This is a genomic window from Pseudomonadota bacterium, assembly GCA_016719885.1.
GTDB lineage: Bacteria > Pseudomonadota > Gammaproteobacteria.
The window spans coordinates 236,289-259,210 of sequence record JADJYF010000006.1 but is presented as its reverse complement, the minus strand read 5'-3'; the positions used below and the strand labels follow the sequence as shown (position 1 = coordinate 259,210).

At 66.1% G+C, this 22,922-nt stretch carries 25 protein-coding genes; 19 read left to right on the top strand and 6 right to left on the bottom strand.

Translation table 11 applies throughout. The features are described from left to right. Window positions 1-28: 28 nt before the first annotated feature. Window positions 29-2,893, bottom strand: a complete 2,865-nt coding sequence (locus IPM80_08690) for a class I adenylate cyclase (GenBank protein MBK8958504.1) — start codon at window positions 2,891-2,893, stop codon at window positions 29-31. Between the two features lie 207 nt (window positions 2,894-3,100). Between IPM80_08690 and IPM80_08685 the strand changes: the two genes are divergently transcribed. From IPM80_08685 to IPM80_08630, 12 genes are all read left to right on the top strand, one after another. Next, the gene (locus tag IPM80_08685) at window positions 3,101-4,357 is read left to right on the top strand and encodes a serine hydroxymethyltransferase (GenBank protein MBK8958503.1); all 1,257 of its coding nucleotides are present in this window, start codon (window positions 3,101-3,103) and stop codon (window positions 4,355-4,357) included. 46 nt (window positions 4,358-4,403) lie between these two features. Continuing rightward, window positions 4,404-4,922 carry a transcriptional regulator NrdR gene (nrdR, locus tag IPM80_08680; GenBank protein MBK8958502.1) on the top strand — a complete coding sequence of 173 codons (519 nt, stop codon included), beginning with the start codon at window positions 4,404-4,406 and terminating at the stop codon, window positions 4,920-4,922. 54 nt (window positions 4,923-4,976) lie between these two features. Next, window positions 4,977-6,047, top strand: a complete 1,071-nt coding sequence (ribD, locus tag IPM80_08675) for a bifunctional diaminohydroxyphosphoribosylaminopyrimidine deaminase/5-amino-6-(5-phosphoribosylamino)uracil reductase RibD (protein ID MBK8958501.1) — start codon at window positions 4,977-4,979, stop codon at window positions 6,045-6,047. 10 nt (window positions 6,048-6,057) lie between these two features. Beyond that, window positions 6,058-6,723, top strand: a complete 666-nt coding sequence (locus IPM80_08670; GenBank protein MBK8958500.1) for a riboflavin synthase — start codon at window positions 6,058-6,060, stop codon at window positions 6,721-6,723. Between the two features lie 100 nt (window positions 6,724-6,823). Further along, window positions 6,824-7,930: a 3,4-dihydroxy-2-butanone-4-phosphate synthase gene (gene ribB / locus IPM80_08665; GenBank protein ID MBK8958499.1), complete on the top strand. Its 1,107-nt coding sequence runs from the start codon at window positions 6,824-6,826 to the stop codon at window positions 7,928-7,930. A 43-nt stretch (window positions 7,931-7,973) separates the two neighbouring features. Continuing rightward, on the top strand, window positions 7,974-8,447 hold the full coding sequence (ribE, locus tag IPM80_08660; protein MBK8958498.1) for a 6,7-dimethyl-8-ribityllumazine synthase: 474 nt from the start codon (window positions 7,974-7,976) through the stop codon (window positions 8,445-8,447). Next, the gene (gene nusB / locus IPM80_08655; protein ID MBK8958497.1) at window positions 8,444-8,899 is read left to right on the top strand and encodes a transcription antitermination factor NusB; all 456 of its coding nucleotides are present in this window, start codon (window positions 8,444-8,446) and stop codon (window positions 8,897-8,899) included. The genes ribE and nusB overlap by 4 nt, the downstream gene beginning before the upstream one ends. A gap of 20 nt (window positions 8,900-8,919) precedes the next feature. Further along, window positions 8,920-9,873, top strand: a complete 954-nt coding sequence (thiL, locus tag IPM80_08650; protein MBK8958496.1) for a thiamine-phosphate kinase — start codon at window positions 8,920-8,922, stop codon at window positions 9,871-9,873. A gap of 83 nt (window positions 9,874-9,956) precedes the next feature. After that, window positions 9,957-10,769, top strand: a complete 813-nt coding sequence (locus IPM80_08645) for a quinoprotein dehydrogenase-associated SoxYZ-like carrier (protein ID MBK8958495.1) — start codon at window positions 9,957-9,959, stop codon at window positions 10,767-10,769. A gap of 58 nt (window positions 10,770-10,827) precedes the next feature. Continuing rightward, window positions 10,828-11,586 carry a 2,4-dihydroxyhept-2-ene-1,7-dioic acid aldolase gene (locus tag IPM80_08640; GenBank protein ID MBK8958494.1) on the top strand — a complete coding sequence of 253 codons (759 nt, stop codon included), beginning with the start codon at window positions 10,828-10,830 and terminating at the stop codon, window positions 11,584-11,586. Continuing rightward, the gene (locus tag IPM80_08635) at window positions 11,586-12,248 is read left to right on the top strand and encodes an RraA family protein (GenBank protein MBK8958493.1); all 663 of its coding nucleotides are present in this window, start codon (window positions 11,586-11,588) and stop codon (window positions 12,246-12,248) included. Before IPM80_08640 ends, IPM80_08635 begins: the two co-directional genes overlap by 1 nt. A gap of 13 nt (window positions 12,249-12,261) precedes the next feature. Beyond that, entirely contained in the window at window positions 12,262-12,627 is a 366-nt protein-coding gene (locus tag IPM80_08630) for a hypothetical protein (protein ID MBK8958492.1), read from the top strand. 4 nt (window positions 12,628-12,631) lie between these two features. Here IPM80_08630 and IPM80_08625 read toward each other — a convergent pair whose 3' ends face one another. After that, window positions 12,632-13,138 (bottom strand): DinB family protein, encoded by a 507-nt coding sequence (locus tag IPM80_08625; protein MBK8958491.1) that lies wholly within the window; start codon window positions 13,136-13,138, stop codon window positions 12,632-12,634. Window positions 13,139-13,310: 172 nt separating this feature from the next. Between IPM80_08625 and IPM80_08620 the strand changes: the two genes are divergently transcribed. Beyond that, window positions 13,311-14,879 carry an acetolactate synthase large subunit gene (locus tag IPM80_08620; GenBank protein ID MBK8958490.1) on the top strand — a complete coding sequence of 523 codons (1,569 nt, stop codon included), beginning with the start codon at window positions 13,311-13,313 and terminating at the stop codon, window positions 14,877-14,879. 132 nt (window positions 14,880-15,011) lie between these two features. On the opposite strand, the gene IPM80_08615 is transcribed toward IPM80_08620, so the two are convergent. Beyond that, window positions 15,012-15,437, bottom strand: a complete 426-nt coding sequence (locus tag IPM80_08615; protein MBK8958489.1) for a hypothetical protein — start codon at window positions 15,435-15,437, stop codon at window positions 15,012-15,014. A gap of 154 nt (window positions 15,438-15,591) precedes the next feature. On the opposite strand from IPM80_08615, the gene IPM80_08610 reads away from it, so the two are divergent. Beyond that, the gene (locus IPM80_08610; GenBank protein MBK8958488.1) at window positions 15,592-15,990 is read left to right on the top strand and encodes a nuclear transport factor 2 family protein; all 399 of its coding nucleotides are present in this window, start codon (window positions 15,592-15,594) and stop codon (window positions 15,988-15,990) included. A 52-nt stretch (window positions 15,991-16,042) separates the two neighbouring features. On the opposite strand, the gene IPM80_08605 is transcribed toward IPM80_08610, so the two are convergent. After that, window positions 16,043-16,903 carry an outer membrane lipoprotein-sorting protein gene (locus IPM80_08605; GenBank protein ID MBK8958487.1) on the bottom strand — a complete coding sequence of 287 codons (861 nt, stop codon included), beginning with the start codon at window positions 16,901-16,903 and terminating at the stop codon, window positions 16,043-16,045. Between the two features lie 297 nt (window positions 16,904-17,200). On the opposite strand from IPM80_08605, the gene IPM80_08600 reads away from it, so the two are divergent. The 4 genes from IPM80_08600 (at window position 17,201) to IPM80_08585 (ending at window position 20,370) form a co-directional block, all read left to right on the top strand. Continuing rightward, window positions 17,201-17,539 carry a P-II family nitrogen regulator gene (locus tag IPM80_08600; GenBank protein MBK8958486.1) on the top strand — a complete coding sequence of 113 codons (339 nt, stop codon included), beginning with the start codon at window positions 17,201-17,203 and terminating at the stop codon, window positions 17,537-17,539. A 224-nt stretch (window positions 17,540-17,763) separates the two neighbouring features. Further along, window positions 17,764-19,062: an ammonium transporter gene (gene amt / locus IPM80_08595; GenBank protein ID MBK8958485.1), complete on the top strand. Its 1,299-nt coding sequence runs from the start codon at window positions 17,764-17,766 to the stop codon at window positions 19,060-19,062. Window positions 19,063-19,204: 142 nt separating this feature from the next. Then, entirely contained in the window at window positions 19,205-20,008 is an 804-nt protein-coding gene (locus IPM80_08590; GenBank protein ID MBK8958484.1) for a methyltransferase domain-containing protein, read from the top strand. A gap of 35 nt (window positions 20,009-20,043) precedes the next feature. Continuing rightward, a complete protein-coding gene (locus IPM80_08585) occupies window positions 20,044-20,370 on the top strand; it encodes a multidrug efflux SMR transporter (GenBank protein ID MBK8958483.1) in 327 nt (108 codons plus the stop codon). Window positions 20,371-20,391: 21 nt separating this feature from the next. On the opposite strand, the gene IPM80_08580 is transcribed toward IPM80_08585, so the two are convergent. After that, window positions 20,392-21,303: a LysR family transcriptional regulator gene (locus tag IPM80_08580; GenBank protein ID MBK8958482.1), complete on the bottom strand. Its 912-nt coding sequence runs from the start codon at window positions 21,301-21,303 to the stop codon at window positions 20,392-20,394. 148 nt (window positions 21,304-21,451) lie between these two features. Here IPM80_08580 and IPM80_08575 point away from each other — a divergent pair, with 148 nt between their 5' ends. Then, window positions 21,452-21,619, top strand: coding sequence for a hypothetical protein (locus IPM80_08575; protein ID MBK8958481.1), 168 nt, complete (start codon window positions 21,452-21,454; stop codon window positions 21,617-21,619). Between the two features lie 61 nt (window positions 21,620-21,680). Here IPM80_08575 and IPM80_08570 read toward each other — a convergent pair whose 3' ends face one another. Then, window positions 21,681-22,913, bottom strand: coding sequence for an FAD-dependent monooxygenase (locus tag IPM80_08570; GenBank protein MBK8958480.1), 1,233 nt, complete (start codon window positions 22,911-22,913; stop codon window positions 21,681-21,683). Between the last annotated feature and the right edge of the window lie 9 nt (window positions 22,914-22,922).

The window sequence follows — 22,922 nt, the reverse complement described above, 5'->3', positions numbered from 1 at the left end:
TCGTCCGCCGCGCGCGAGGCGCGGCGGTTCAGGAGGCGAGGGCGACGTTGGGCGTGGCGCCGGCCACGTCGCGCAGCATGGCGCGGGTCAACTGGTACTCGATGCGCTTCTTGTAGTTGAGCAGATCGAAGGGTCGCAACGACTCGATGCCGATCTGCTTGCGAAAGCGCGGCGAGAGGTCGAGATCGGTGATGTAGATCGGATAGATCTCGCCGGCTTTGCGCTGTGACAGCACGAACTCGGCGACCTGCACGAACAGCGAGCCGCCGTGTTCCCAGGTCGAGAACTCGCGATGGTTGGCATGGATGGTGAACTGCTGGTGGCCGTGCACGTCGGCGTCGGCCAGCACCTGGATCGACAGGTAAGGACTGCCGGCCAACGGCTGATCGGTATAGGGCTTCAACTGCACCCCCGCGCCGCCGGCGAGGATCTCCACGGTATCGACGGCCAGCTCGTCCAGCGTCACGCCGCTGCTGCCGTCGAAACTGCAGCGCGGCAGGGCGGTATCGAGAAAACGCCGGTAGTGGTGCAGGAGCGCCGCCATGTTGTGACATTCCTGGCGATGCACCAGCAGCAGGCCGCGCTCGTCGATGATGAAGATGTCGGCGAACTGGCCACGTTGACGCGCAAACACCTGCAGTCTTCCCGCGCGATTGTGCGGATAGATGTGGGGCAGCACGCCGGCATGCGCGCATTCGCCGTCGAAGTGCACGGTGTTGAAGCGATCGTTGCTGGCATCACCGAGGGCCCGCAACAGCACCACCTGGCCACCGTGCACTTCGATGCGCGGTTTGCCGTTGCTCATGCGGATGTGATGCAGCTGGTCATCGATTTCGAGCACGAAATGCGGCGTGGCGTCGGCGGCGTGACGGATCAGGAAACGATAGGCAGTGCTGAAGGTCTGCGCCACGCGCTCGGCGATCTGGGCGGCGTAGTCGGAGGTGAAACAGTGCGCCTCGATGGGTGGCACGCCGGTTTCGTGGTTCTCGACGTTGGCCCATTGCAGGCATTCGGCCAGCGCTTCCAGCACCGCGCCGTTGCCTTCGTAGTGATAGGTGAAGGTTTCCGACCAACTGGTGACGAACACCAGGTCGATGGTGCGCACCAGGTTCATGCGCCGCGCGCCGAACTGGAAGGCATCGGTACGGTTGCTGGTCAGCACGCCGGCGGCATTCGAAGAGAACGTCGACACGCCGACGTTGACCATCAGGATCACGCGCGAGATGCGCGGTCGCGCGCGCAGGCCGTCATCGCCATCGACTTCGTCGGCGGCATGCAGGTTGGTGGCCAGCGCTTCGTTGACGCGCTTGATCTCCAGTGCCGACAAATCGGTGGTCTGCGTGAACACATGCCAGGTGGTGGCCGGATCGCTCAGGCGATTCATGTGGCACCAGATCAGGATCTCCGCCGCCGATGCGCAACGCTTCAAGGGCCGCCGGAACTGCACTTCGGCCGGCCGCACCATGCCGGTGAACAACATCCACACCGTGCCGGTGTCGCCGAGCTTGACCTCGTGCAGCGACAGGCTCGCTTCCTGCGGATTGCTGCAGATGCCGCGTGTCACCACTTCGATCTTGGCCGGCTTCTTCTCGAAGGCCGCGTACAGCTGGCGACCGAGCACATGCAGGTCGTGACCGCTGATCTTGTGGTCATTGGCCTGTTCACGGGCGAACTGCGACAGCATCGCGTAGCTGTCCTTGAGGGTGTTGATGAGGTCGCGGCGTTCCTCGACGGCGGTGTCGATGCGCCATTCCTCGCGCTGGTCGAGGCGCGATACCTGCTCCCAGCTCCAGCCCCAGGATTGCACCATGTAGTTCAGCACATCGGCGCGCCAGTCTTCGGCGGCCAGCGGCCCGCGTGTCGACAGGCGCAGGTTGGCCTTGATGTAGAAGCTGCGACGCAGCACGTCGAGCCGCACCGGGTCGTTGCGCGCCATGAGGTGCTCTTCGACCTTGGTGTACATGAGTATGTAGGGGTCGAGGCTGTCGAGATTGACGTGCTCGGATTCGACGCTCTGCTTGTAGCGCTGACTCAACAAAGTGGTGTTGGGAAACTCCGCCGCATAGGCTTCCATCAGCAGCAGCTTCAGCACCGATTTGTAGGGCGACTTGATGCTCTTGTACAGCTGCCATACCGCGGCGCCGAAGAACTCCTCGACCGGAATGCTGGGCAGGCCGCCGAAATCGATGTAGTCGCGCGGGTCGAGTTGACGCGCGGCGACGGCTTCGCGCACGTAGTCGTCGTACTGGTGTTCGAAGCGTGACGGCACGCGCCACCACAGCGGCCGCAGGCCGGCCACCAGCAGGCTCGAGCGATAGAACTCGTCGAGCAGCAGCGAGTGCTGCGAAGAGCCGCTCGATTCATCGGACAACGACAGCATCTCGCCGCTGCGGAAGCGCTCGGCGTCGAGCACGAAGAAGTGCACCTCGAGGCCGATCTCGGCGGCGAACAGTTCGATGCGGCGCGCTTTTTCGGCGATGAGTTCGACCGCGGCGGGCGGCAGCTCCGGGTCGTGACACAGCCACATATCCAGATCGCTGTGGCGCGTGTAGGCGATGGTGCCCGGGCTGCCCATCATGTAAAGGGCGCGGATCGGAAAGCGCACCGCCGAGCGGCGGTCGTAATCGAATGATCGCACCATGCGCTTGGCGGCGCGCAGCGTCGGCTCGGTCGGCCCGTAGTCGTTGATGCCGGCAGGCGTGTCCTTGGACACGTAGCCCGGCAACAGCGGGTGGTTGATGTGGAACAGCAGCGGCAGGACTTCGAGGAAATCGCGCTGACGCGGCGTGAGTGAGGCCTGGACTCGGCGGAGACGATCACGGTTCAAAACCAGAAAGCGTTTCTCGCCGTTTTCCTCGCCTTTCGTGAGCTCGCCATGGGGATGAATCTGCATGGAATGCCTTAGCGGCCGCCGGTGCCGGATCTTCAGTCCCCGGCGGCTTGTCTGCCAGCGCCCACGGCGTCGCTATAAATCCAGTAAATTCAATGATTTTTGATTGTGCAGCCGGCGCTATTCGTCGATAATCGCGCAGCAGGCGCGGGGCCCGTGAGAGTTGCCCGATGGCCATGCAGCATTTCATCTCAAGAGGGTCTCCCGAGCATGTTTTCCCGCGATATGTCGATTGCCGGTTTCGACGATGAACTGTGGCGCGCCCTCGAGGCGGAAAAGACCCGACAGGAAACCCATATCGAACTCATCGCTTCGGAGAACCATGCCAGTCCCAGGGTGCTGGCGGCGGCTGGCACCGTGCTCACCAACAAGTACGCCGAGGGCTACCCGGGCAAGCGCTATTACGGCGGTTGCGAACACGTCGACGTGGTCGAGAACCTCGCCATCGAACGCGCCAAGGCGCTGTTCGGCGCGAGCTATGCCAACGTCCAGCCGCATTCCGGCTCGCAGGCCAACGGCGCGGTCTACCTCGCGATGCTCGAGGCCGGCGACGGCGTGCTGGGCATGAGCCTGGCCCACGGCGGCCACCTGACCCACGGCGCGGCGGTCAATTTTTCCGGCAAGACCTACCACGCCACCCAGTACGGCCTGGACCCGGCCACCGGTTACATCGATTACGACCAGGTCGCGCGTCTCGCCCGCGAGCACAAGCCGCGCATGATCATGACCGGCTTCTCGGCCTATTCGCGCATCCTCGACTGGGCCAAGTTCCGCGAGATAGCCGACGAGGTCGGCGCCTACCTGGTGGCGGACATGGCCCACGTCGCTGGCCTGGTGGCGGCCGGCCTCTATCCGAGCCCGGTGCAGATTGCCGATCTCACCACCAGCACCACGCACAAGACCCTGCGCGGCCCGCGCAGCGGCCTCATCCTCGGGCGTGGCAACGAGGCGCTGGAAAAGAAAGTCAGCTCGGCGGTGTTCCCCGGCATCCAGGGCGGCCCGCTGATGCATGTCATCGCGGCCAAGGCGGTGGCCTTCAAGGAAGCCATGGAACCCGAGTTCCGTGCCTACCAGGCGCAGGTCCTGGTCAATGCCCGGACCATGGCCGAGACCTTCCTGTCGCGCGGCTTCAACGTGGTGTCGGGCGGTACCGACAACCACCTGTTCCTGGTCGACCTGGTAAGCAAGGGCCTGACCGGCAAGGCCGCCGACGCGGCGCTCGGCAGCGCACACATCACGGTCAACAAGAACGCGGTACCCAACGACCCGCAGTCGCCGTTCGTGACCAGCGGCATCCGCGTCGGCACGCCGGCCATGACCACGCGCGGCATGCAGGCCGACGAAGCGCGGCAGCTGGCGGGATGGATGTGCGATGTGCTCGATCACATCGACGATGCGACAGTGATCGCGCGCGTGCGCGGCCAGGTCACCGAACTATGCGGGCGCCATCCGGTGTACGCGGCCTGAGCGCCACGCGCGCGGCCAGCCAGCAGGCACAGGGAGAGCGAACGCCATGCATTGTCCGTTCTGTACCCACGTCGACACGCGCGTGATTGATTCGCGCCTGCTCGGCGAGGGCGATCAAATCCGCCGTCGCCGTGAATGCGTTAGCTGCAAGGCGCGCTTCACCACTTATGAAACCGCCGAGCTCAGCCTGCCGCGCATCATCAAGAGCGACGGTCGGCGCGAGACTTTCAACGAAGACAAGCTGCGCAGCGGCTTTCTGAAGGCGCTGGAGAAACGCCCGGTCGCGATGGAGCGCGTGGAAAGTGCCATCAACGACGTCAAGCGCCAGATCCGCGAAAGCGGCGAGCGTGAAATCGATTCGGTACGCATCGGCGAACTGGTGATGGACGCGCTGCGCAGTCTCGACCAGGTGGCCTACGTGCGCTTCGCCTCGGTGTATCGCAGCTTCGAGGACGTCAAGGCCTTCCTCGAGGAAATCGAACGGCTGGAAAACGAACTGCCGCCCGATCTGCGTGAACAGCAGCTCGATCTGTTGCAGGCCGAGAACGCCAAGAAGCCCGGCTGAGCGCCGGCGCTCGCTGTCGCTACGCGCATGACCGCTCACGACGACGAACATTTCATGGCGCGCGCCGTGGCGCTCGCCGCGCTCGGCCAGTATTCCACCTCGCCCAATCCTTGCGTCGGCTGCGTGCTGGTGAAAAACGGCGTGGTGCTGGCGGAAGGCCATCACCGTCGCGCCGGCGGGCCGCATGCCGAAGCCGATGCACTGGCCCGGGCCGGCGACTCCGCGCGCGGCGCGACCGCCTACGTGAGCCTCGAACCCTGCAATCACCACGGCCGCACGCCGGCCTGCAGCGAAGCCCTGATCGCGGCCGGCGTGGCGCGCGTGGTGTACGCGATGGACGATCCGAATCCGCGCGTGGCGGGCGCCGGCGCGGCGCGCCTGCGCGCGGCCGGCATCGAGGTGCTGGGCGGCGTCGGCGCGCGCGCCGCGGCCGAACTCAACCGTGGCTTCTTCCAGCGCATGCGCAGCGGCCGACCGCGCGTGCGCATCAAGCTCGGCATGAGCATCGACGGTGCGGCGGCGCTCGCCGACGGCAGCAGTCAATGGATCACGAGCGAGGCCTCGCGCGCCGACGTGCAGCGCCTGCGCGCGGAGTCCTGCGCGATAGTGACCGGGATTGGCACACTGCTGGCGGACGATCCTTCGCTCAACGTGCGTGACCCACGCTTCGAGATGCACGGCCGCCAGCCGCATCGCATCGTGCTCGACCGTTACCTGCGCACGCCGCCCGACGCGCGTCTGCTCGGCCTGGACGGCGAAACCTGGCTCTTCTGCGGTGAACAGGCCTTGCCCGAGGCCGCGCCGCTGCGCGCGGCCGGCGCGCGCGTCGAGGCCTTGCCGCTCATCGACGGGCGCATCGATCTTGATGCCCTGGTGGCGCGCCTCGGCGCACTCGAGATCAACGAACTGCTGGTGGAATCGGGGCCGCGGCTGGCGGGCGCCTTCATCAGTGCGCGCTGTTTCGACGAGCTCACGCTGTACATCGCGCCCAAGATCCTGGGCTTGACGGCGCGCGCCGCGCTGGAAGTACCGTCACCGGCGCTGCTGGCCGATGCGCTGACCCTGCCTATGGTCGCCTGCGAGCGGATCGGAGATGATCTGCGCGTCGTTCTCACATGCCCTTGATGGAAGAATCATGTTCACAGGTATCGTCGCCACCGTAGGTCGCATCACCCAATTGGCCCGTCGCGGCGACGCCATGCGCATGGCCATCGATTCGGCCGGTCTCGATTTGAGCGATGTGGCGCTCGGCGATTCGATCGCGGTGTCCGGCCCGTGCCTGACGGTGGTCGAGTTCGGCGCGCGACATTTCGCCGTCGACGTCTCCACCGAGACCCTGGCCCGCACCACGCTCGGCGCGCGCCAGGTGGGCGATGCGGTCAACCTGGAAAAAGCCCTGCGCCTCACCGACCGCCTCGGCGGCCACCTGGTCAGCGGCCATATCGACGGCATCGGCACGGTGGTCCGGCGCGAGACCTTGAACGACTACATCCGCTGGGTGGTGCGGGTGCCGGGCGAGCTTGCCCACTACCTGGCCTTCAAAGGCTCGGTGGCCATCGATGGCGTGAGCCTCACCGTCAACGGCGTGGACGGCGACACCTTCGAGGTGCTGACCATTCCCCACACCCTGGAACGCACCACCCTTGGCGCCTTGAGCGCCGGCGCCGCGGTCAACATAGAAGTCGATCTCATAGCTCGCTACATCGAGCGCATGCTCAGCAAGACCCAAGCCCCGGCCGGCGGCGGCATCACGCTCGCGAGCCTGGCCGAGGCCGGCTTCGGCGGCGGCCCCACCACCTGATCCGGTAGGCCTTTCGCCTCGCGCCCACGGCCCGCCCCGCGCGGGCCGAAATGTTTATAATCGGCAGCCCATTCACGAGCAGCGACTCCGGCGACCCACCATGGCACTCAGCAGCACACAGGAATTGATCGACGAACTTCGGGCTGGCCGCATGATCATCATCATGGACGATGAAGATCGCGAAAACGAAGGCGACTTCATCATTGCCGCCGAGCATTGCACGCCGGAGACGATCAACTTCATGACCAAGTTCGGTCGTGGCCTCATCTGCCTGACCCTGACCGAAGACCGCTGCCGGCGCCTGAACCTGCCGTTGATGGTGCAGGACACCCGTTACACCCATCGCACCAACTTCACCTTGTCCATCGAAGCGGCCGAAGGCGTCACCACCGGTATCTCGGCCGCCGACCGCGCGCGCACCGTGCAGGCGGCGGTGAAGAAGGATGCGCAGCCTTCGGATCTCACCCAGCCCGGCCACATCTTTCCGCTGATGGCGCAGTCGGGCGGCGTGCTGACGCGCGCCGGTCACACCGAGGCGGGCTGCGACTTCTCGCGCCTGGCGGGGCTCGAGCCGGCCGCCGTGATCGTCGAGATCCTCAACGACGACGGCACCATGGCGCGGCGCCCCGATCTCGAACGCATCGCCGAGGAACACAATCTCAAGATTGGCACCATCGCCGACCTCATCCATTTCCGCATCGCCAACGAAAAGACCGTCGAGCGCGTGGCCGATTCGGTGATCCCGACCGAGTTCGGCGATTTCCGCCTGCTCGCCTACGAGGACGCCATCCATGGCGATCTGCACATGGCGATGGTCAAGGGCGATATCGATCCGGAACGGCCGACGCTGGTGCGCGTGCACATCTACAATCCTTTCGAGGACCTGACGGCGAGCCTGCGCAAGGACGCCGGCTGGCCGCTGCGCGATGCCATGCAGCGCGTGGCGTCGGCGGGCGAGGGCGTGATCGTGGTGCTCAACAACCAGGTCACCAATCGCGAACTGGTGCACCAGGTCCGGCTCTACAACGAGGGCGAGGACGGCGCGGTGCCGCGTCGCGAGAACCCGGCCATGGACTGGCGCCAGATCGGCCTCGGCGCGCAGATCCTGGCGGACGCCGGCGTGCGCAAGATGCGCGTCATGAGCAATCGGCGCAAATACCATGCGATTTCCGGCTTCGGCCTCGAAGTCGTCGAATACGTCAAATAAGCCGGCCCGCGCGGCGACACTCTCAGGAAAAAGGTAAAGAACGATGCAGGACGTGACCATCATCGAAGGCCGCCTGGTGGCGGAAGGCAAGATGCGCGTGGCGATCATCAGCGCGCGTTTCAACGGCTTCATCGTCGAAGCGCTGGAAGCGGGGTGCCTCGACACGCTGCGTCGTCACGGCGTGGCGCCGGCCGACGTCACCGTCACGCGTACCCCCGGCGCGTTCGAGATCCCGGTGGTGGCGGCCAAGCTCGCCAAGTCCGGCAAGTACGATGCGGTGATCGCGCTCGGCGCGGTGATTCGCGGCGCGACCGCGCATTTCGATCATGTCGCCGGCGCCTGTTCGCGCGGCCTGGGCGCGGTCGCCACCGACACCGGCGTGCCGGTGATCTTCGGCGTGCTGACGGTCGACAACATCGAGCAGGCCATCGAGCGCGCCGGCACCAAGGCCGGCAACAAGGGCGCGGAGTCTGCCGTCACCGCCATCGAAATGATCTCGTTGATGCGCCAGCTGTGAGCAAAGCCAGCGGCGGCCCCAACCATGGACGAGTGCGTGCGCGGCGCTGCGCCGTGCAGGCCCTCTACCAGTGGCAGATGGCCGGCCAGGAACCGCGCGACATCGTCAAGGAGTTCGTCTCCGATCGCGAACTGGTCAGCGTCGACATGGATTACTTCACCGACCTCGTGAGTGAAGTGCCGCGTCATTTCGATACCCTGAAAGCCGACCTCTCGCCGTTTCTCGATCGCGAATGGCCGCAGCTCGACCCGGTCGAGCGCAGCGTGTTGCTGATCGGCGCCTACGAAATGCGCTACTGCCTCGAGATCCCCTATCGCGTCGTGATCAACGAAGGCGTCGAACTGTGCAAGATGTTCGGCACCGTCGAAGGTCATCGTTACGTCAACGGCGTGCTCGATCGCCTTGCGCACACCGCGCGCGGTGTGGAAGTCGGCGCATCGCAGCAGCCGTGAAGCGCTGAAGGCGCGCCGCCATGGATGAGTTCGATCTCATCGCGCGCTACTTCGCCCCGCTCGACATCCCCTCTCCTGACGTCATCATCGGCATCGGCGACGATGCCGCGGTGCTGGCGTGGCCGCCGGGCGAGCACGTGGTCGTGGCGGTCGATACCCTGGTCGACGGCGTGCATTTTCCGCGCGGCCTGCGCGCCGACGCGGTGGCGCACCGGCTCGCGGCCGTCAACCTGAGCGACATGGCGGCGATGGGCGCACGGCCGCGCTACGCCACCCTCGCGCTGACCTTGCCCGAACTCGACGAAGCGTGGCTGGCGGCCTTTGCGCGCGGCCTGGCCGGCGCCCTGGGCGCGGCCGGTGTCAGCCTGGTCGGCGGCGACACCACGCGCGGTCCCTTGACCCTGAGCCTGCAGGTGCTGGGCAGCGTCGCTGGTCCCGCGCTCAGCCGCCGTGGCGCGCAAACCGGTGACGTCATCGCGGTATCCGGCACCTTGGGCGATGCGCGCGCGGGGCTCGACCTGGCGCTGGCCGATCCGGCGGCGCGCGCCGAGCATCCCTTGCTCGCGCGCTTCCTGTGGCCGACGCCGCGTCTGGCGCTGGGCCAGGGCCTGCGCGCCCTGGCGCATGCCGCCATCGATGTCTCCGATGGCTTGCTCGCCGACCTCGGCCACGTCATGCGCCACAGCGGCCGTGGCGCGGCGGTCGATGTGTCATGCCTGCCAGTGTCGCCCGCCCTGCTGGCGGCGGTCGGCGCCGAGCGCGCGCGCGAGTTCGCGCTGTCAGGGGGCGATGATTACGAGCTGGCGCTGTGCATCCCGCCGGCCGCGCTGCCCGCCGCGCATGGCTTGGCCCGGCAGCTCGCCGTGCCGCTGACCGAGATAGGCCACGTCACGGCGGGCAGTGGCGTGCATTGCGTGGACGCGCAAGGACGAGACCTCACGCCGACAGCACGCGGCTATCGACATTTCGAATGAGCGCCAAGGCAGGCCGCCACCGTCCTGCGCTATGATTTCACCAGCGGTGTGCTTGCCATGCCGAGGCGGTCGGAGAAGTTGCCATGGTTCGATTCATTCCATTGTTGCTGCTGTTCGTCGCGCTATGCGCACCGGTCGGCGGTATTGCCGCGGAAGGTGACGCGCAGTCCGCCGTCGACGTCTGGGCGACGCTGCTCAAGCCCCATTATTTCGGTGACACGCCGCTCACCGAAGGGCGCGCCATCATCGACATGAAGACGCCCTATCGCTCCGAGGACGCGGCCTTCACGCCGGTTTCGATCAGCGCCGGCATTGCCCAGACCGAGGCGCGCTACATCAAGGACATCTACGTCTTCGTCGAAAACAATCCGCAGCCGCTGGCCGGCATCTTCCACCTGACGCCGGCCTCGGGGCGCGCCGATCTCGCGCTGCGCGTGCGCGTCGACCAGTACACCAACATCCGCGCGGTGGCGGTGCTCAACACCGGCGAGCATCACCTGGTCACAAACTTCGTCAAGGCCCAGGGCGGCTGTTCGGCGCCGGCCGCCAGCGACTTCGAAAAGGCCATGGCGCACATCGGCGAAATGAAATTCCGCGCCGTCAGCGACGACGCCCATGGCGATCTCATGATCGGCCAGTTTCTCCTGAGTCATCCCAATGTCACCGGCATGCAGAAGGATCAGAAGACCCAGCTCATTCGCCCCGAGCACTACGTCAAGACCATCAAGCTCTACGAGGGCGACAAGCTCTTGATGACCGCCGAGACCGGCTTTTCGGTGAGCGAGGATCCGAGCTTCCGCTTCTTCTTCCGTCCCGAGGGCGTGAGCGAGATCCGCGCCGAGGTCGAGGATTCGAAGGGCATGCACTGGCAGGAGACGTTCAAGATCAAGGGCTGAGCCGAGTCGCCGCACCCTGAACGTCGACCGCCTGGCCGCCACCCGGAGCGCAAGCGCAATGAATTTCAATTTCCGTCAACGACTGCGCGCCGGCGAGGTGTTGCTCGGCACCATCGTCACCCTCGAAGCGCCGGAGGTGGTCGAGGCGCTGTGCCACATCGGTTACGACTGGTTGTTCATCGAGACCGAACATGCGCCGCTGGCGCCGCCGGCGGTGCAGCGCATGGTGCAGACCGCCGGCAACACGCCGTGCGTGGTGCGCCTGTCGCGCGGTGACGAGATATCGATCAAGCGCGCGCTCGACGCCGGCGCGGCCGGCATCATCGTGCCGCAGGTCAATTCCGCCGCCTATGCGCGCCTGATCGTGAGCTACGCCAAGTTTGCGCCCATGGGCAGCCGCGGCTTCGGCCTGTCGCGCGCCAGCATGTACGGCCTGAACGCCGAGGACTACGTGGCGCGCGCCAACGACGCGACGTCCGTCATCGTGCTCGCCGAGCACGTCGACGCGGTGGAGAACATCGAGGAGATCTGCAAGGTGGAAGGCGTCGATGCGGTGTTCATCGGGCCCTACGACCTGTCGGCGAGCTTCAACAAGATTGGCCGCGTGCAGGACAAGGAAGTGCTGGACGCCATCCGGCACATCCGCGACGTGTGTCACGCCCATGGCATGCCGGTGGGCATCCACGGCGCCACGCCGGAATTCTTGCTGTCGCACATCCGCGACGGCTTTACGCTGGTGTCCGCCAGTGCGGACATCGCCATATTCGCCGCCGGTGCGCGGCAATTGCTCGACACTTTGCGCGGAGCACGACAGTGATGGATGCCGAACTCAGACAAGCCCTGCTGGAACTCGATTGCGCATCGCTGGCCGACGCCGACAAAGCGCTGCGCGTGATGGACGTCGGGCTGCGTGCCATCAATACCGGCGTGAAGCTGGTGGGCGTGGCGCGCACCGTGCGTTGCCACGAGGACTTCCTGGCGGTGATCCGCGCGCTCGATGCCGCCGTGCCCGGCGAGGTGCTCGTTGTCGACACGCAGGGCAGCAGTCGCGCGGTGGTCGGCGAATTGTTCTCCATGGAAGCGGCCCGTCGCGGCCTCGCCGGCATCATCGTCGACGGCCCGGTGCGCGATGTCAGCACGCTGCGCAAGCTGGCCTTGCCGGTCTACGCGCGCGGCCTGTGTCCGATGTCCGGCACCATCCGTGAACTCGGCGCCCTGCAGGTACCGGTGGTGTGCGGTGGCGTGGCGGTCAAGCCCGGCGACATCGTGGTGGGTGACGACGACGGTCTCATCGTCGCCAGCGCCGCCGAATTTCGCGCGCTCCTCGCCGCCGCGCGCGCCATCGAGGCGCGCGAGACCGTGGTGCGTGCGCGCCTCGACGCCGGTCACGACTTGATCTCGATGATCACGCTGGCCGAGCATGTCGACGCACTGCAACGCGGCGAGCCGAGCAAGCTCGCCTTCAAGCTCGATGATTGATGAAGGTAAGGCCATGACCCTGTCCATTTCGCGTGCGCTCTGCGCGCTCACGCTGTTGACGTTTGCCATGGGGGCGGCCGCCGAGACGCCCTCCGCGGCGCAAGACCAGGCCGCGCGCTTCGCGACCTGCGCGGCGTTCTATTTCAATGCCGTGAACGTCAAGCCGATGAAGGAATACGAAGAGGTGTACGGCGCCGGCGAGCGGGCTTTCAACGAGGGCATCAAGCTGGTCGGACGCAAATCCCTGGACGATCTCATGGCGCGCTCGGCGGGAGAAATGACCAAGCTCATGAACTCCGACTGGAAGAATTTCCACAGCGTCGAGCGGCGCTACGGCCCGGATTGCGCGACCTTGATGGCGACCGTGCCGGCGGAGTAGACGCTCAGCCTAGCGGCGAGGGCCCACGCCTCAGGTACCAGATCAGGTCCATTTCCGGGGCATCGATGCCATAGGCGGTCAGCGCCGCCGAGATCTGACCGCGGTGATGGGTGGCGTGATTGAACACGTGCAGCAGCAGCGTGGCGGTTTCCTGTTCGAAGCGCGTGCCCGACATGTTGCTGTAGACCAGCGGCGCCACCAATTCGGCATCGCTGCGCGCGGCCAGCCACGCGCGCCAGTTGGCGCTGTGCCCGCACAGGCGCTGCTCGAGTTTCTCGCGATCGCTCTCGAGTTCCGCATCCAGACCGCTGACGCTGAACGGCTGGCCGATGAAGCGCCCGAACCACACGCTGTCGGCCACCAGCAGGTGATTGAGCGTGCCGTGGATGCTGTAGAAAAACAGGCCGCGGTCGGCGCGATAGCGCGTGTCGTCGAGCGGCAGCAGCGCTTCGTAAAGTGTCTCCAAGGCCCACACGTGGTAGTCGGCCAGCAATTGCAGATGCCGCTTCATGGTTTGCTCCCGGCCGCGCGACGCGGCGCACTCGATGGCAGGACGAGGATGCAGGGCATCGTTCGGCCCTGCGCATCATGAATTGCAGAGCACGATCAGCGCAACGTAACATGCGGCCTTGGCAGCGACTGTCCGCTCGTGGACGGTCGCCACACGTACACGAGGAGCATTCATGAACGGCGCCCATACCTTGCTCGATACCCTGGTCGAAGCCGGCATCGAAGTGTGCTTCGCCAACCCGGGCACGTCGGAGATGCACCTCGTCACCGCCATCGGCAAGACCGATGCCGTGCGTCCCATCCTGTGCCTGTTCGAGGGCGTGGTGACGGGTGCCGCCGACGGCTATGCGCGCATGGCCGGCAAGCCCGCCATCACCTTGCTGCATCTCGCGCCGGGTTATGCCAATGGCATGGCCAACCTGCACAACGCCAGCAAGGCGCATTCGGCGGTGGTGAACATCGTCGGCGATCACGCGGTATGGCATCACCAGTACAACGCGCCCCTCACTTCCGACGTGCCGGGCCATGCGCGCCTGCAATCGGAATGGGTGCGCACCTCGGCATCCGCCGAAGACCTGGCACTGGCCGGCGCCGAAGCGGTGCAGGCCGCGCGCGGTGGCGCCGGACGCATCGCGACCTTGATCGTGCCCGCCAACCACGCCTGGGAGCCGGCGCACAAATCCTATGACCGTCTCGCGCCCGAGGGCCTCGCCGCGGTTGCGTCGAGTGTCATCGATGAAGTCGCTGCGGCCTTGGCCAATGGTCGTCGCACAGCTATCGTCATTGGCGGCGGCGCCATGCGTGAAGCGCCGCTGGAAGTGATCGGGCGCATCGCCGCCGGCTGCAATGCCACGCTGCTGTGCGAGACCTTCCCCGTGCGCCTGCAGCGCGGCGCCGGGCGCGTGCCGCTGGCGCGCATCCCCTATTTCGCCGAACAGGCCATCGAATTCCTGAAGGACTTCGAACAGATGATCCTGATCGGCGCCCAGGAGCCGGTGGCGTTCTTCGCCTATCCGGGCGTGGCGAGCCTGTTGGCGCCGCCCGAGTGCAGGATGATTGCGCTGGCCGGCGTGCATGACGACATCCCGGCCGCGGTGGCCGCCCTCGCCAAGCGCGTGACGACCGCGGACTGTCCGCGGCAAGCGCGCATCAAGCCCACGCTCATCGATGGCGAGCTGAGCCCGGCCGCGATCGGCGATGTGATCAGCGCCGGCCTGCCCGACAACGCCATCATTTCCGATGAAGGCATCACCTGCGGACTCGAACTTTTCCTGCGTACCCAGGGTGCGCCGGCCCATGACTGGCTGGCGATCACCGGTGGTTCCATCGGCCAGGGCCTGCCGGTCAGTTTCGGCGCGTCGGTAGCCTGCCCCGATCGCAAGGTCGTGGCTTTCCAGGCCGACGGCAGCGCCATGTATACCGTGCAGTCTCTGTGGAGCATGGCGCGCGAACGCAGCGACGTCACCGTGGTGCTGCTCAACAACAGCAGCTACGCCATTCTCAACGTGGAACTGGTGCGCCTCAAGGCCGGCGAGCCCAATGCCAAGACGCTGTCGATGCTCGACCTCGCCAACCCGGTGATCGACTGGGTCAGCATCGCCGAGGGCATGCAGGTCGATGCGTGCAAGGTTGAAACCGTCGCCGAATTCGAAAGCGCGTTCGCGAAAGCGATGGCGACGCCCGGCCCCCATCTCATCGAGGTGATGGTGGTGCAGAACCTGGGTGTGGGCATGAAGCGTTGAATGATGGGTTCGATGTGCAGGCGGAATGTCAGACTGAAGTCCGACCCACAATTGATGCGATGAGCCTGTGGGTCAGGCCTCAGAACCCCCCCCCCCCCCCCTTCAGTCTGACATTCGCGCTGACAGTCTCACTCACTGCCCGGCCTTGAGGCCCTTCAAGCGCTGTTCCATCACCCGCGCCTTGTCGGCGCCGCCACCGAGGAATTCAGGCGCGGCGCGGTAATAGCGGATCAGATCCTCGAGCGCGCCTTCGTCCTTGGGGTCGAGCCGCACCGCGAGCTCGAACGCGCTGCAGGTCTTGCGCGCGAGATCCATCGCCGACAGCCAGTTGGCGCGTTGCGCAAGACGGCCATAGCTCTTGCCCAACAGGTGCGCGCAGCGCGCGCAGTCGGGATGGGCTTTCAATAGCGCTTCGAGCATGCGCGCCGAGTCTTGGTAGCGGTGGGCGCGATAGGTCTTGCGCGCGGCCTGGTATTCGCTTTCGTAGGGGACGGTCGGCGTCTCGGCATGGGGCTGGCCCAGCGCCAGTGAACCGAGCAGCAGGAGGAGCAGGCGCATCGCTGGGCGGGATCGGCGAATCTCTTGGTCGACGGGCGGCATCTTAAGCCCTCGATCCCGCGAATGCGAGTCGCCCAGCGCGTGGTGATCACTGGGCGGCACGGCAGCGCGCTGGTATGGTTCCGCCTTTCAACCATGACGAGGGGAGCGGGCGATGAGCGTCGAAGCAAACAAACAACTGGTGCTGGACACCTGGGGCGCGGTTACCAAGGGCGATATCGATGGATTCATGTCGCGCCTCGCCGATGACGTGACCTGGACGTTCTTCGGCTCGCACCGTTTCGCCGGCACTTTCCGCGGCAAGGAAGAGCTCGTCGCCAAGCTGTTCGCGCCGCTCGGCGAGGTGCTGGCCGACGGCATCAAGGTGCACGTCGACACCGCGACCGCGGAAGGCGATCGGGTGGTGATCGAAGCGCGCGGCGAAGCGAGCGCCAAGGACGGTCGGCCGTACAACAACAACTATTGCATCGTGGTTACGGTGCGCGACAACAAGGTCGCCCACGTGCGCGAATATCTCGATTCGGAACTGGTCACCAGCGTCTTCGGCCGGTAACCGAGACACGCGGCGCGCCGTGCGCGATGCGATGCGCGCGCCGCCGCTGTCGTCACGGCGCGTGCGAGGCCTGGGCGTGGGCGAGTTCGTCGAGCTGACTCCAGAACGGATGCGCCTGGACTTCGCCCATGCCGATCGGGCTCAGCACCCGCTTGGCCAGGGCGTCATGGTGATAGGCGACGGCCTGCACCCGCCAGCTGGCGGTGTCCCGTGACTGCAGATCGTGCAGTTCTATGGAAGTCACGGTCGGAATGCCGTCAATCTTTTTCGTTTCCCAGCTCACCACTTTCCACAGCTTGCCGGCGCGATCGTAGTACTCGCGTTTGACCGGCAGGTAGGTGTCGGCGTCCAGCCAGGTCAGCATGCGCGAGTAATAGCGGTCGAGCAGCGGGCGCGTTTCAATCTTCCACATCTCGCCATGCGTACTGTCCTGTTCACTGCCCAGCAATATCGGCGGTTGGGTCTCGCGGTTGGTGAGGGCGACGTCGTCGAAATTGAAGCGCGTGCTCAGGAACTGGCGATCGGCTTCCAGTGGTGAGTACTCCACCGCGCGTCGCTCCTCCGAGGTGACCAGCCACAGGCCCAGGCCGGGCTTGCGCGGATGGGGCGCCGTCAGCATGCCCACGCCTTTCAGGTTGGCCGGCTTGGTCAGGCTGAAGGCCGTGCGCGGCCCCTGCTCGTCGCGCTGACGGATGACCAAGGCATCCCAATCCTTGCTGCCGCCGCCCGGCTGATCGCTGCGCGCTGTGACATGCACGCGACTGAACTGGGCGACGCTCGGCACCAGCGCGCGTTGCATCTCGGCCAGCAGCGCGACCGGGTCGGCGTCCGGCGCGGCCATGGCGTCGCCGGCCACCGCCAGCGGCAGCACGGCAAGGGTCGCGAGCGCGACCCGCGTAATCGTTCGAAACATGCGCTTTCTCCGCGGAAATTCTGCTTGTCGCTGCGACTTGCGTCGCTTGAGCGAGTTCATGTCATGCCAGTTGTCAGGCCGGCTCTCGCGCGCGTGGCGGCATGGCGCGGATGCGCTTCAATCCGGTGCGCCATTCTCGTCCACGCCCGCCCGCCGCGCCCCGATCTGGTGCGTGACTTTGTTGCCCCTTGGGTGCCGAGACTCTAAATGATTGAAATGCTTTAGTGAATGCGCTTGGCATACATGCTGCAAACGCCTCGGTGACAAACGCTAGCGCTCACCAAAGGAGTTCAGTGCATGAAACTCATCACCGCCGTCATCAAGCCATTCAAGCTCGATGAAGTTCGCCTCGCACTTGCCGACGTCGGCGTGCAGGGCCTGACCGTCACCGAGGTCAAGGGCTTTGGTCGCCAGCGCGGCCACACCGAGCTCTATCGAGGCGCCGAATACCAGGTCGACTTCCTGCCCAAGGTCAAACTCGAGATAGCCCTCGACGATGCCCAGGTCAGTCGTGCCATCGATGCGATCTGCAAGGTCGCACGCACCGGCAAGATTGGCGACGGCAAGTTGTTCGTCACCGATCTCAGCCAGGCCATACGCATTCGTACCGGCGAGTCCGGTCCGGACGCATTGTGAGCTTCGTTTCCCGGTCCTCCTTCATCGTCTAAACAACTGGAATCGTCATGAACCGCAACAACAACCTTGCTTTGCTCCTCGGGAAGCGTGAGCTCGGCCATGGCCGCACCCTGGTGTCGCTCCTGGTCATGCTCGCGTTCATGTTTCTGCCTTTCGTGGCCGGCGCCGAAGACGCGGCCGCTGCCGCACCGCCGCCGACGCCCAACAAGGGCGACGTCGCCTGGATGCTGGTTTCGACCTTGCTGGTGATCATGATGGCCGTGCCCGGCCTGGCCTTGTTCTACGGCGGCTTGGTGCGCTCGAAGAACATCCTGTCCATTCTCATGCAGGTGATGGTGGGCTTCTCGCTGCTGGTGGTGTTGTGGTGCCTGTACGGCTACTCCCTGGCCTTCACCGAGGGCAACGCCTACCTGGGCGGCATGTCGCGCCTGTTCCTGAACGGCGTGTTCGACCCGGCCACCGGTGCGTTCGCCAATGCCGCGACCTTCAGCAAGGGCGTGGTGATTCCCGAGATCGTGTTCGTCGCGTTCCAGGGCACATTCGCCGCCATCACGGTGTGTCTCATCGTCGGTGCGTTTGCCGAGCGCATGAAGTTCTCGGCGGCGCTGATCTTCATGGTGCTGTGGTTCACCATCGGCTACCTGCCGATAGCGCACATGGTGTGGTTCTGGATGGGGCCCGACGCCTACACCGCGCCTGACGTGGTCGATGCGATGAACGCCAAGGCCGGTCTCATCTGGCAGATGGGCGCGCTCGATTTCGCCGGCGGCACGGTGGTGCACATCAATGCCGGCGTGGCGGGCCTGATCGGCGCCATCATGATCGGCAAGCGCGTCGGCTACGGTAAGGAAGCGATGCCGCCCCACAACCTGGTGCTGACCATGATCGGCGCCTCGCTGCTGTGGGTCGGCTGGTTCGGTTTCAACGCCGGTTCGGCGCTGGAAGCGGGCAACTTCGCGGCGCTTGCGTTCCTCAACACCTTCTCCGCCACGGCCGCCGCCTGCGTGAGCTGGACCTTGGTGGAATGGGCGCTGCGCAAGCATCCCTCGATGCTGGGCGCGGCTTCGGGCGCGGTGGCCGGCCTGGTCGCCATCACCCCGGCCTGCGGTAACGTCGGCCTGATGGGCGCCATCATCATCGGCCTCGCGGCGGGCGTGGTGTGCTTCTGGGGTGTGACGGGCCTGAAGAAGCTGATCGGCGCGGACGATGCACTCGACGTGTTCGGTGTGCACGGCCTCGGCGGCATTCTCGGTGCGCTCTTGACCGGCGTGTTCAACAACCAGGCCCTCGGTGGTCCGGGTCTCGTCACCGATTGGGTGACCGCATCGGTCGGCTCCAATGCGGTCATGACCCAGGTTCTCATCCAGGCCAAGGGTGTGTTGATCACCGTCGGCTGGACCGCGGTCGCCGCCTTCATCTCTTTCAAGGTGGCGGATCTCCTGGTCGGTCTGCGTGTACCGGAAGACGAGGAACGCGAAGGTCTGGATACCACCAGCCACGGCGAACGCGCTTACAGCGCCTGAGCCACGCGATTCCAAAGGGGGCGTCCCGCGAGGGGCGCCCCCTTTTTTTGTGTCGAGGGCAGCTCACCGCGCCTCGCGAAGCGAGCATGGCTTTTCAGTAGACTGCCAACTGTCGTGTGCGGGTGTGTAACAGGGGGGCCAAGTGAACGAGCAGGGTGGTGTGAGTCTCGATACGGTGCGCGCGGTGTACAGCGGCGCGGAAGGTGACCTGTGGGAGCTGCTGATGGGCCAGCAGATCCACATCGGCGGCATGCAGTCCTCGCTCGAACTCGCGCAGCAGGCCGGCATCGGCGCGGGACAGCGCGGTGTCGACCTGTGTTGCTGCAATGGCGCCGGCATGCGCCTGTTGGTGCGCATGCGGGGCGTGACGTCCATGATCGGTGTCGACGCCACCGCCGCCGTCATCGCACGCGGCCGCGACCGGTCCCGCGCCGAGGGGCTGGATGATCGCATCGACTTCGTGCACGCCGATGTCTGCGCCAGCGGCCTGCCCGATCACGGCGCGGATTTCGTGTGGGGCGAAGACGCCTGGTGTTACGTGCTGGACAAGCCGCGCCTGATTGCCGAGGCGGTGCGCATCGTCAAGCCTGGCGGCGTCATCGCCTTTACCGACTGGGTGGCGGGCGCGGTGCCGATGTCATCGACAGAGCGCGCACGCCTGTTGTCGTTCATGAGCTTTCCCAACCTCGAGAGCGTTGCGGGCTACGCGGCCTTGCTCGACGCCGCCGGCTGTCAACGAATCTGCGCCGAAGACACCGGGCGCTTCGCACGCTACACGTCCTTGTACATGGACATGGTGAGCATGCAGCTTGGCTACGATGCCTTGCGCATCCTCGCTTTCGACCACGAGGCACTGGCCGCCATCGGCACCGAGATGGCGTTTCTGCGCGATCTCGCCGAGGCAGGCAAGCTGGCGCAAGGGCGATTCATCGCGCGTCGGCCTTGAGCCGCGAACACCCACGGCACGCTGCGGAGACTCTCATGTCCTGGTTCTATCTCGTTCTCGCCATCGTGTTCGAAGTGACCGGCACCACCGCCATGAAGCTGTCGAACGGCTTTCAACATCCGCTGCCATCCGTCACGGTGTTCGTGTGCTATGGCGCGAGCATCGGTCTGTTGACCCTGGCCGTGCGCCACATCGACATCAGTGTCGCCTATGCCATCTGGTCGGCGCTCGGCATGACGCTCATCACCGTGATTGGCATCGCCTGGTTCAAGGAGCCGGCCACGCTGGCCAAGCTCATATCCATCGGCGTCATCACGCTCGGCGTCGTCGGCCTCAATATCAGCGTACGCATGAGCGGGTGAGCGTCGTCGCCCGCGCCCGGTTCAAGGCGCCGCGCTGAACATGTGCGCGGCCTTGTCGGCGTAGAAATCCATGAACGCGCGCACCTTGAGCGGTACGTAGCTGCGACTCTGGTAGAGCAGGCTGATGGGTGTGCCGCGCGGTTCCACCTGGTAGTCGTCGAGGATGCGCACCAGTTCGCCGCGCCGCATCGCGGCCTCGGTGAACCAGTCCGCGAGCAGCACGATGCCGAGGCCGGCGCAGGCGCAGCTCAACACCGAGTCGGCGTCGTCGATGGCGATTGGCGAGCGTAGCGGCAGGTCGTAGCGCACGCCGCCCTTGGACAGGCGCCACACGGTGTTGCCGGTCACCGCCGACATGGTCAGGCAGGCGTGCTGTTCCAGGTCCTGGGCGGTGGCGGGCGTGCCGTGGCGGGCGAGGTAGTCGGGACTCGCATAGATGTGCGAGTCGGTTTCGGCCACGCGCCGCGCCACCAGGTTGGAGTCCTGCAGGTGCCCGATGGTCACCGCCACGTCGCAGCCGGTGGCCATGAGATCGGCCTGGCGATCGTGGATGAGTTCGAGACCGATGGTGACCTCGGGATAGAGCGCACGGAATTCGCCGATGTGGGGCACGATGAAATAACCCCCCAGGCCCGCGCGACAGCTGATGCGCAGGCGGCCGGCCGGCCGCGCCAGCGCGCCGCGCATCGCCTCGCTGGCCTCGTCCACGGCGTCGACCACGCGTTGCGCGTGCTGGCGCAGAAACGCGCCGTGCTCGGTGAGGCTGACCTTGCGTGTCGAGCGCAGGAACAGGCGCTGACCGAGTTCGGCTTCGAGCGCGGCGAGCTTGCGTGAGGCCACCGCCGGGGTCAGGGCCAGGCGGCGCGCGGCGTGGGTGAAGCTCGCGGTGTCGGCGATGGCGAGAAACAGGCGCAGGGTGAGGATGTCTTCCATTGTTGTTGATTCTGCAATTCAGTCTTCCAATGCTACCGGCTTATCGGTGGTAATTGGCAACAATAGAATGCGCTCCAAGGTCGGCAGTCGCCCCTCATCGAAGGGCCGGCGCCGGGCAACAAACACATCGCAAACCTGGAGACCTGCCATGACCACCAGCACCGTCAACGCCCTCAAGACCACTTCGACCACCTTGCTGAAGGTCGCCCTGACCGCCGCGCTGCTGGCCGGGCTGGCCGCCTCGGTGCCCGCCAACCTGACGCGCATCAACCCCACCGCGGTGGTGATGACCGACACCAGCCGCGTCCAGGCCTGAGATCGGGGAGAGCACGAGTACGGAGCGCCGCAGGCGCCCCGTACTCGTCGAGGAGCAGGATTCAGGGCGCGAACAGCGCCTCCTGGAAAGCCTCGCTGAAGATCTCGGCAGGCAACTGTTCGGGGCCGAGATAGGCGCTGGCGAGCAGGGCTCGAAGCCCGGGGTCGCGATGCATGCGGGCGAGGGCGCGGGCCCTCGCGCCGACGCCATCGGCGTCGAAACGCGCGAACAGGCGCGCCGCGAAGCGCGTGGCCTGGGCGATGCGTCGCGTGCCTTCATGGCGCGTCTGCCCGTAGCTCGCGAATGCCTGGGGCCGCCAGTCGTCGCTGGCCAACAGGATGTCGCGCACCATGCGCGCGTCGCGCAGCGTCACCGACAAGCCCTGCCCGAGTATCGGATCGGTGAAGCCGGCGGCGTCGCCCAGCAGCACCGCGCCCTCGCAATAGGGCGCCGCCAGTTGTGCGAACTGGCTGGGATAAGCTTTGCATGGGCCCGCCGGCGTGGCGCGACTCAAGGCATCGCCGCCCGGCAGCACCGTGGTATCCAGCGCCGCGAGCAGGTTGCGCGCGCCTGCCTCGCCCGTGAATCGGCCACGATGTTCCAGCGCGTATTCGACGTACAGGCGCACCTTGCCGTGGCCCTGGGGAAAGATCAGGAACATCACTTCACCGGCCTTGCCCAGTGCCTGGGTGTCGGCCGGCCAGGCGTCGGCGCCGGTCACCAGCAAGCCCGATATCAAGTGATCCACCGGCGCCTCGTCGAGCGTGAGGCCGAGCTGGCGGCGCACGCTGGAACTGCGCCCATCGGCGCCCACCAGCAGTCGGCAGCCGTGTTCATGACGGGCGCCATCGTGGGTGAATTCAACGCGCGGCGCTGCCCCCGCGCGCACGCGCAAGGCCGACACGCCGCGCCTGACCTTGGCGCCGCCGGCGCGAGCATGTCGCAGCAGCGTGTTCTGCATGGTCACGTGCTCCATGCACAAGGGCCCGGGCGCTGCCGGGTGCAGCGCGGCCAGCGGTTGTGCCGCGGCCAGCGCGTCGGCCGGCGCAATGAGCTCGTCGTAGGTGATGGAACGTTCGAGGTGATGGCCGCCATTGGCCATCAGCAGATCGTACAGTCCGAGCGCCTTCGCCTCGGCCACGCCCCACGGCGCCATCCATTCGCCGCGTACCCTGTCGGTGAACGCCGCCTCGCGTTCGAGCAGCTCGACGTCGAGGCCGGCAGCGGCGAGGTTGGCCGCCAGCGCGCTGCCGCCGACGCCCGCGCCGACGATGATGACATCGTAATCACGCATCACGGTCCC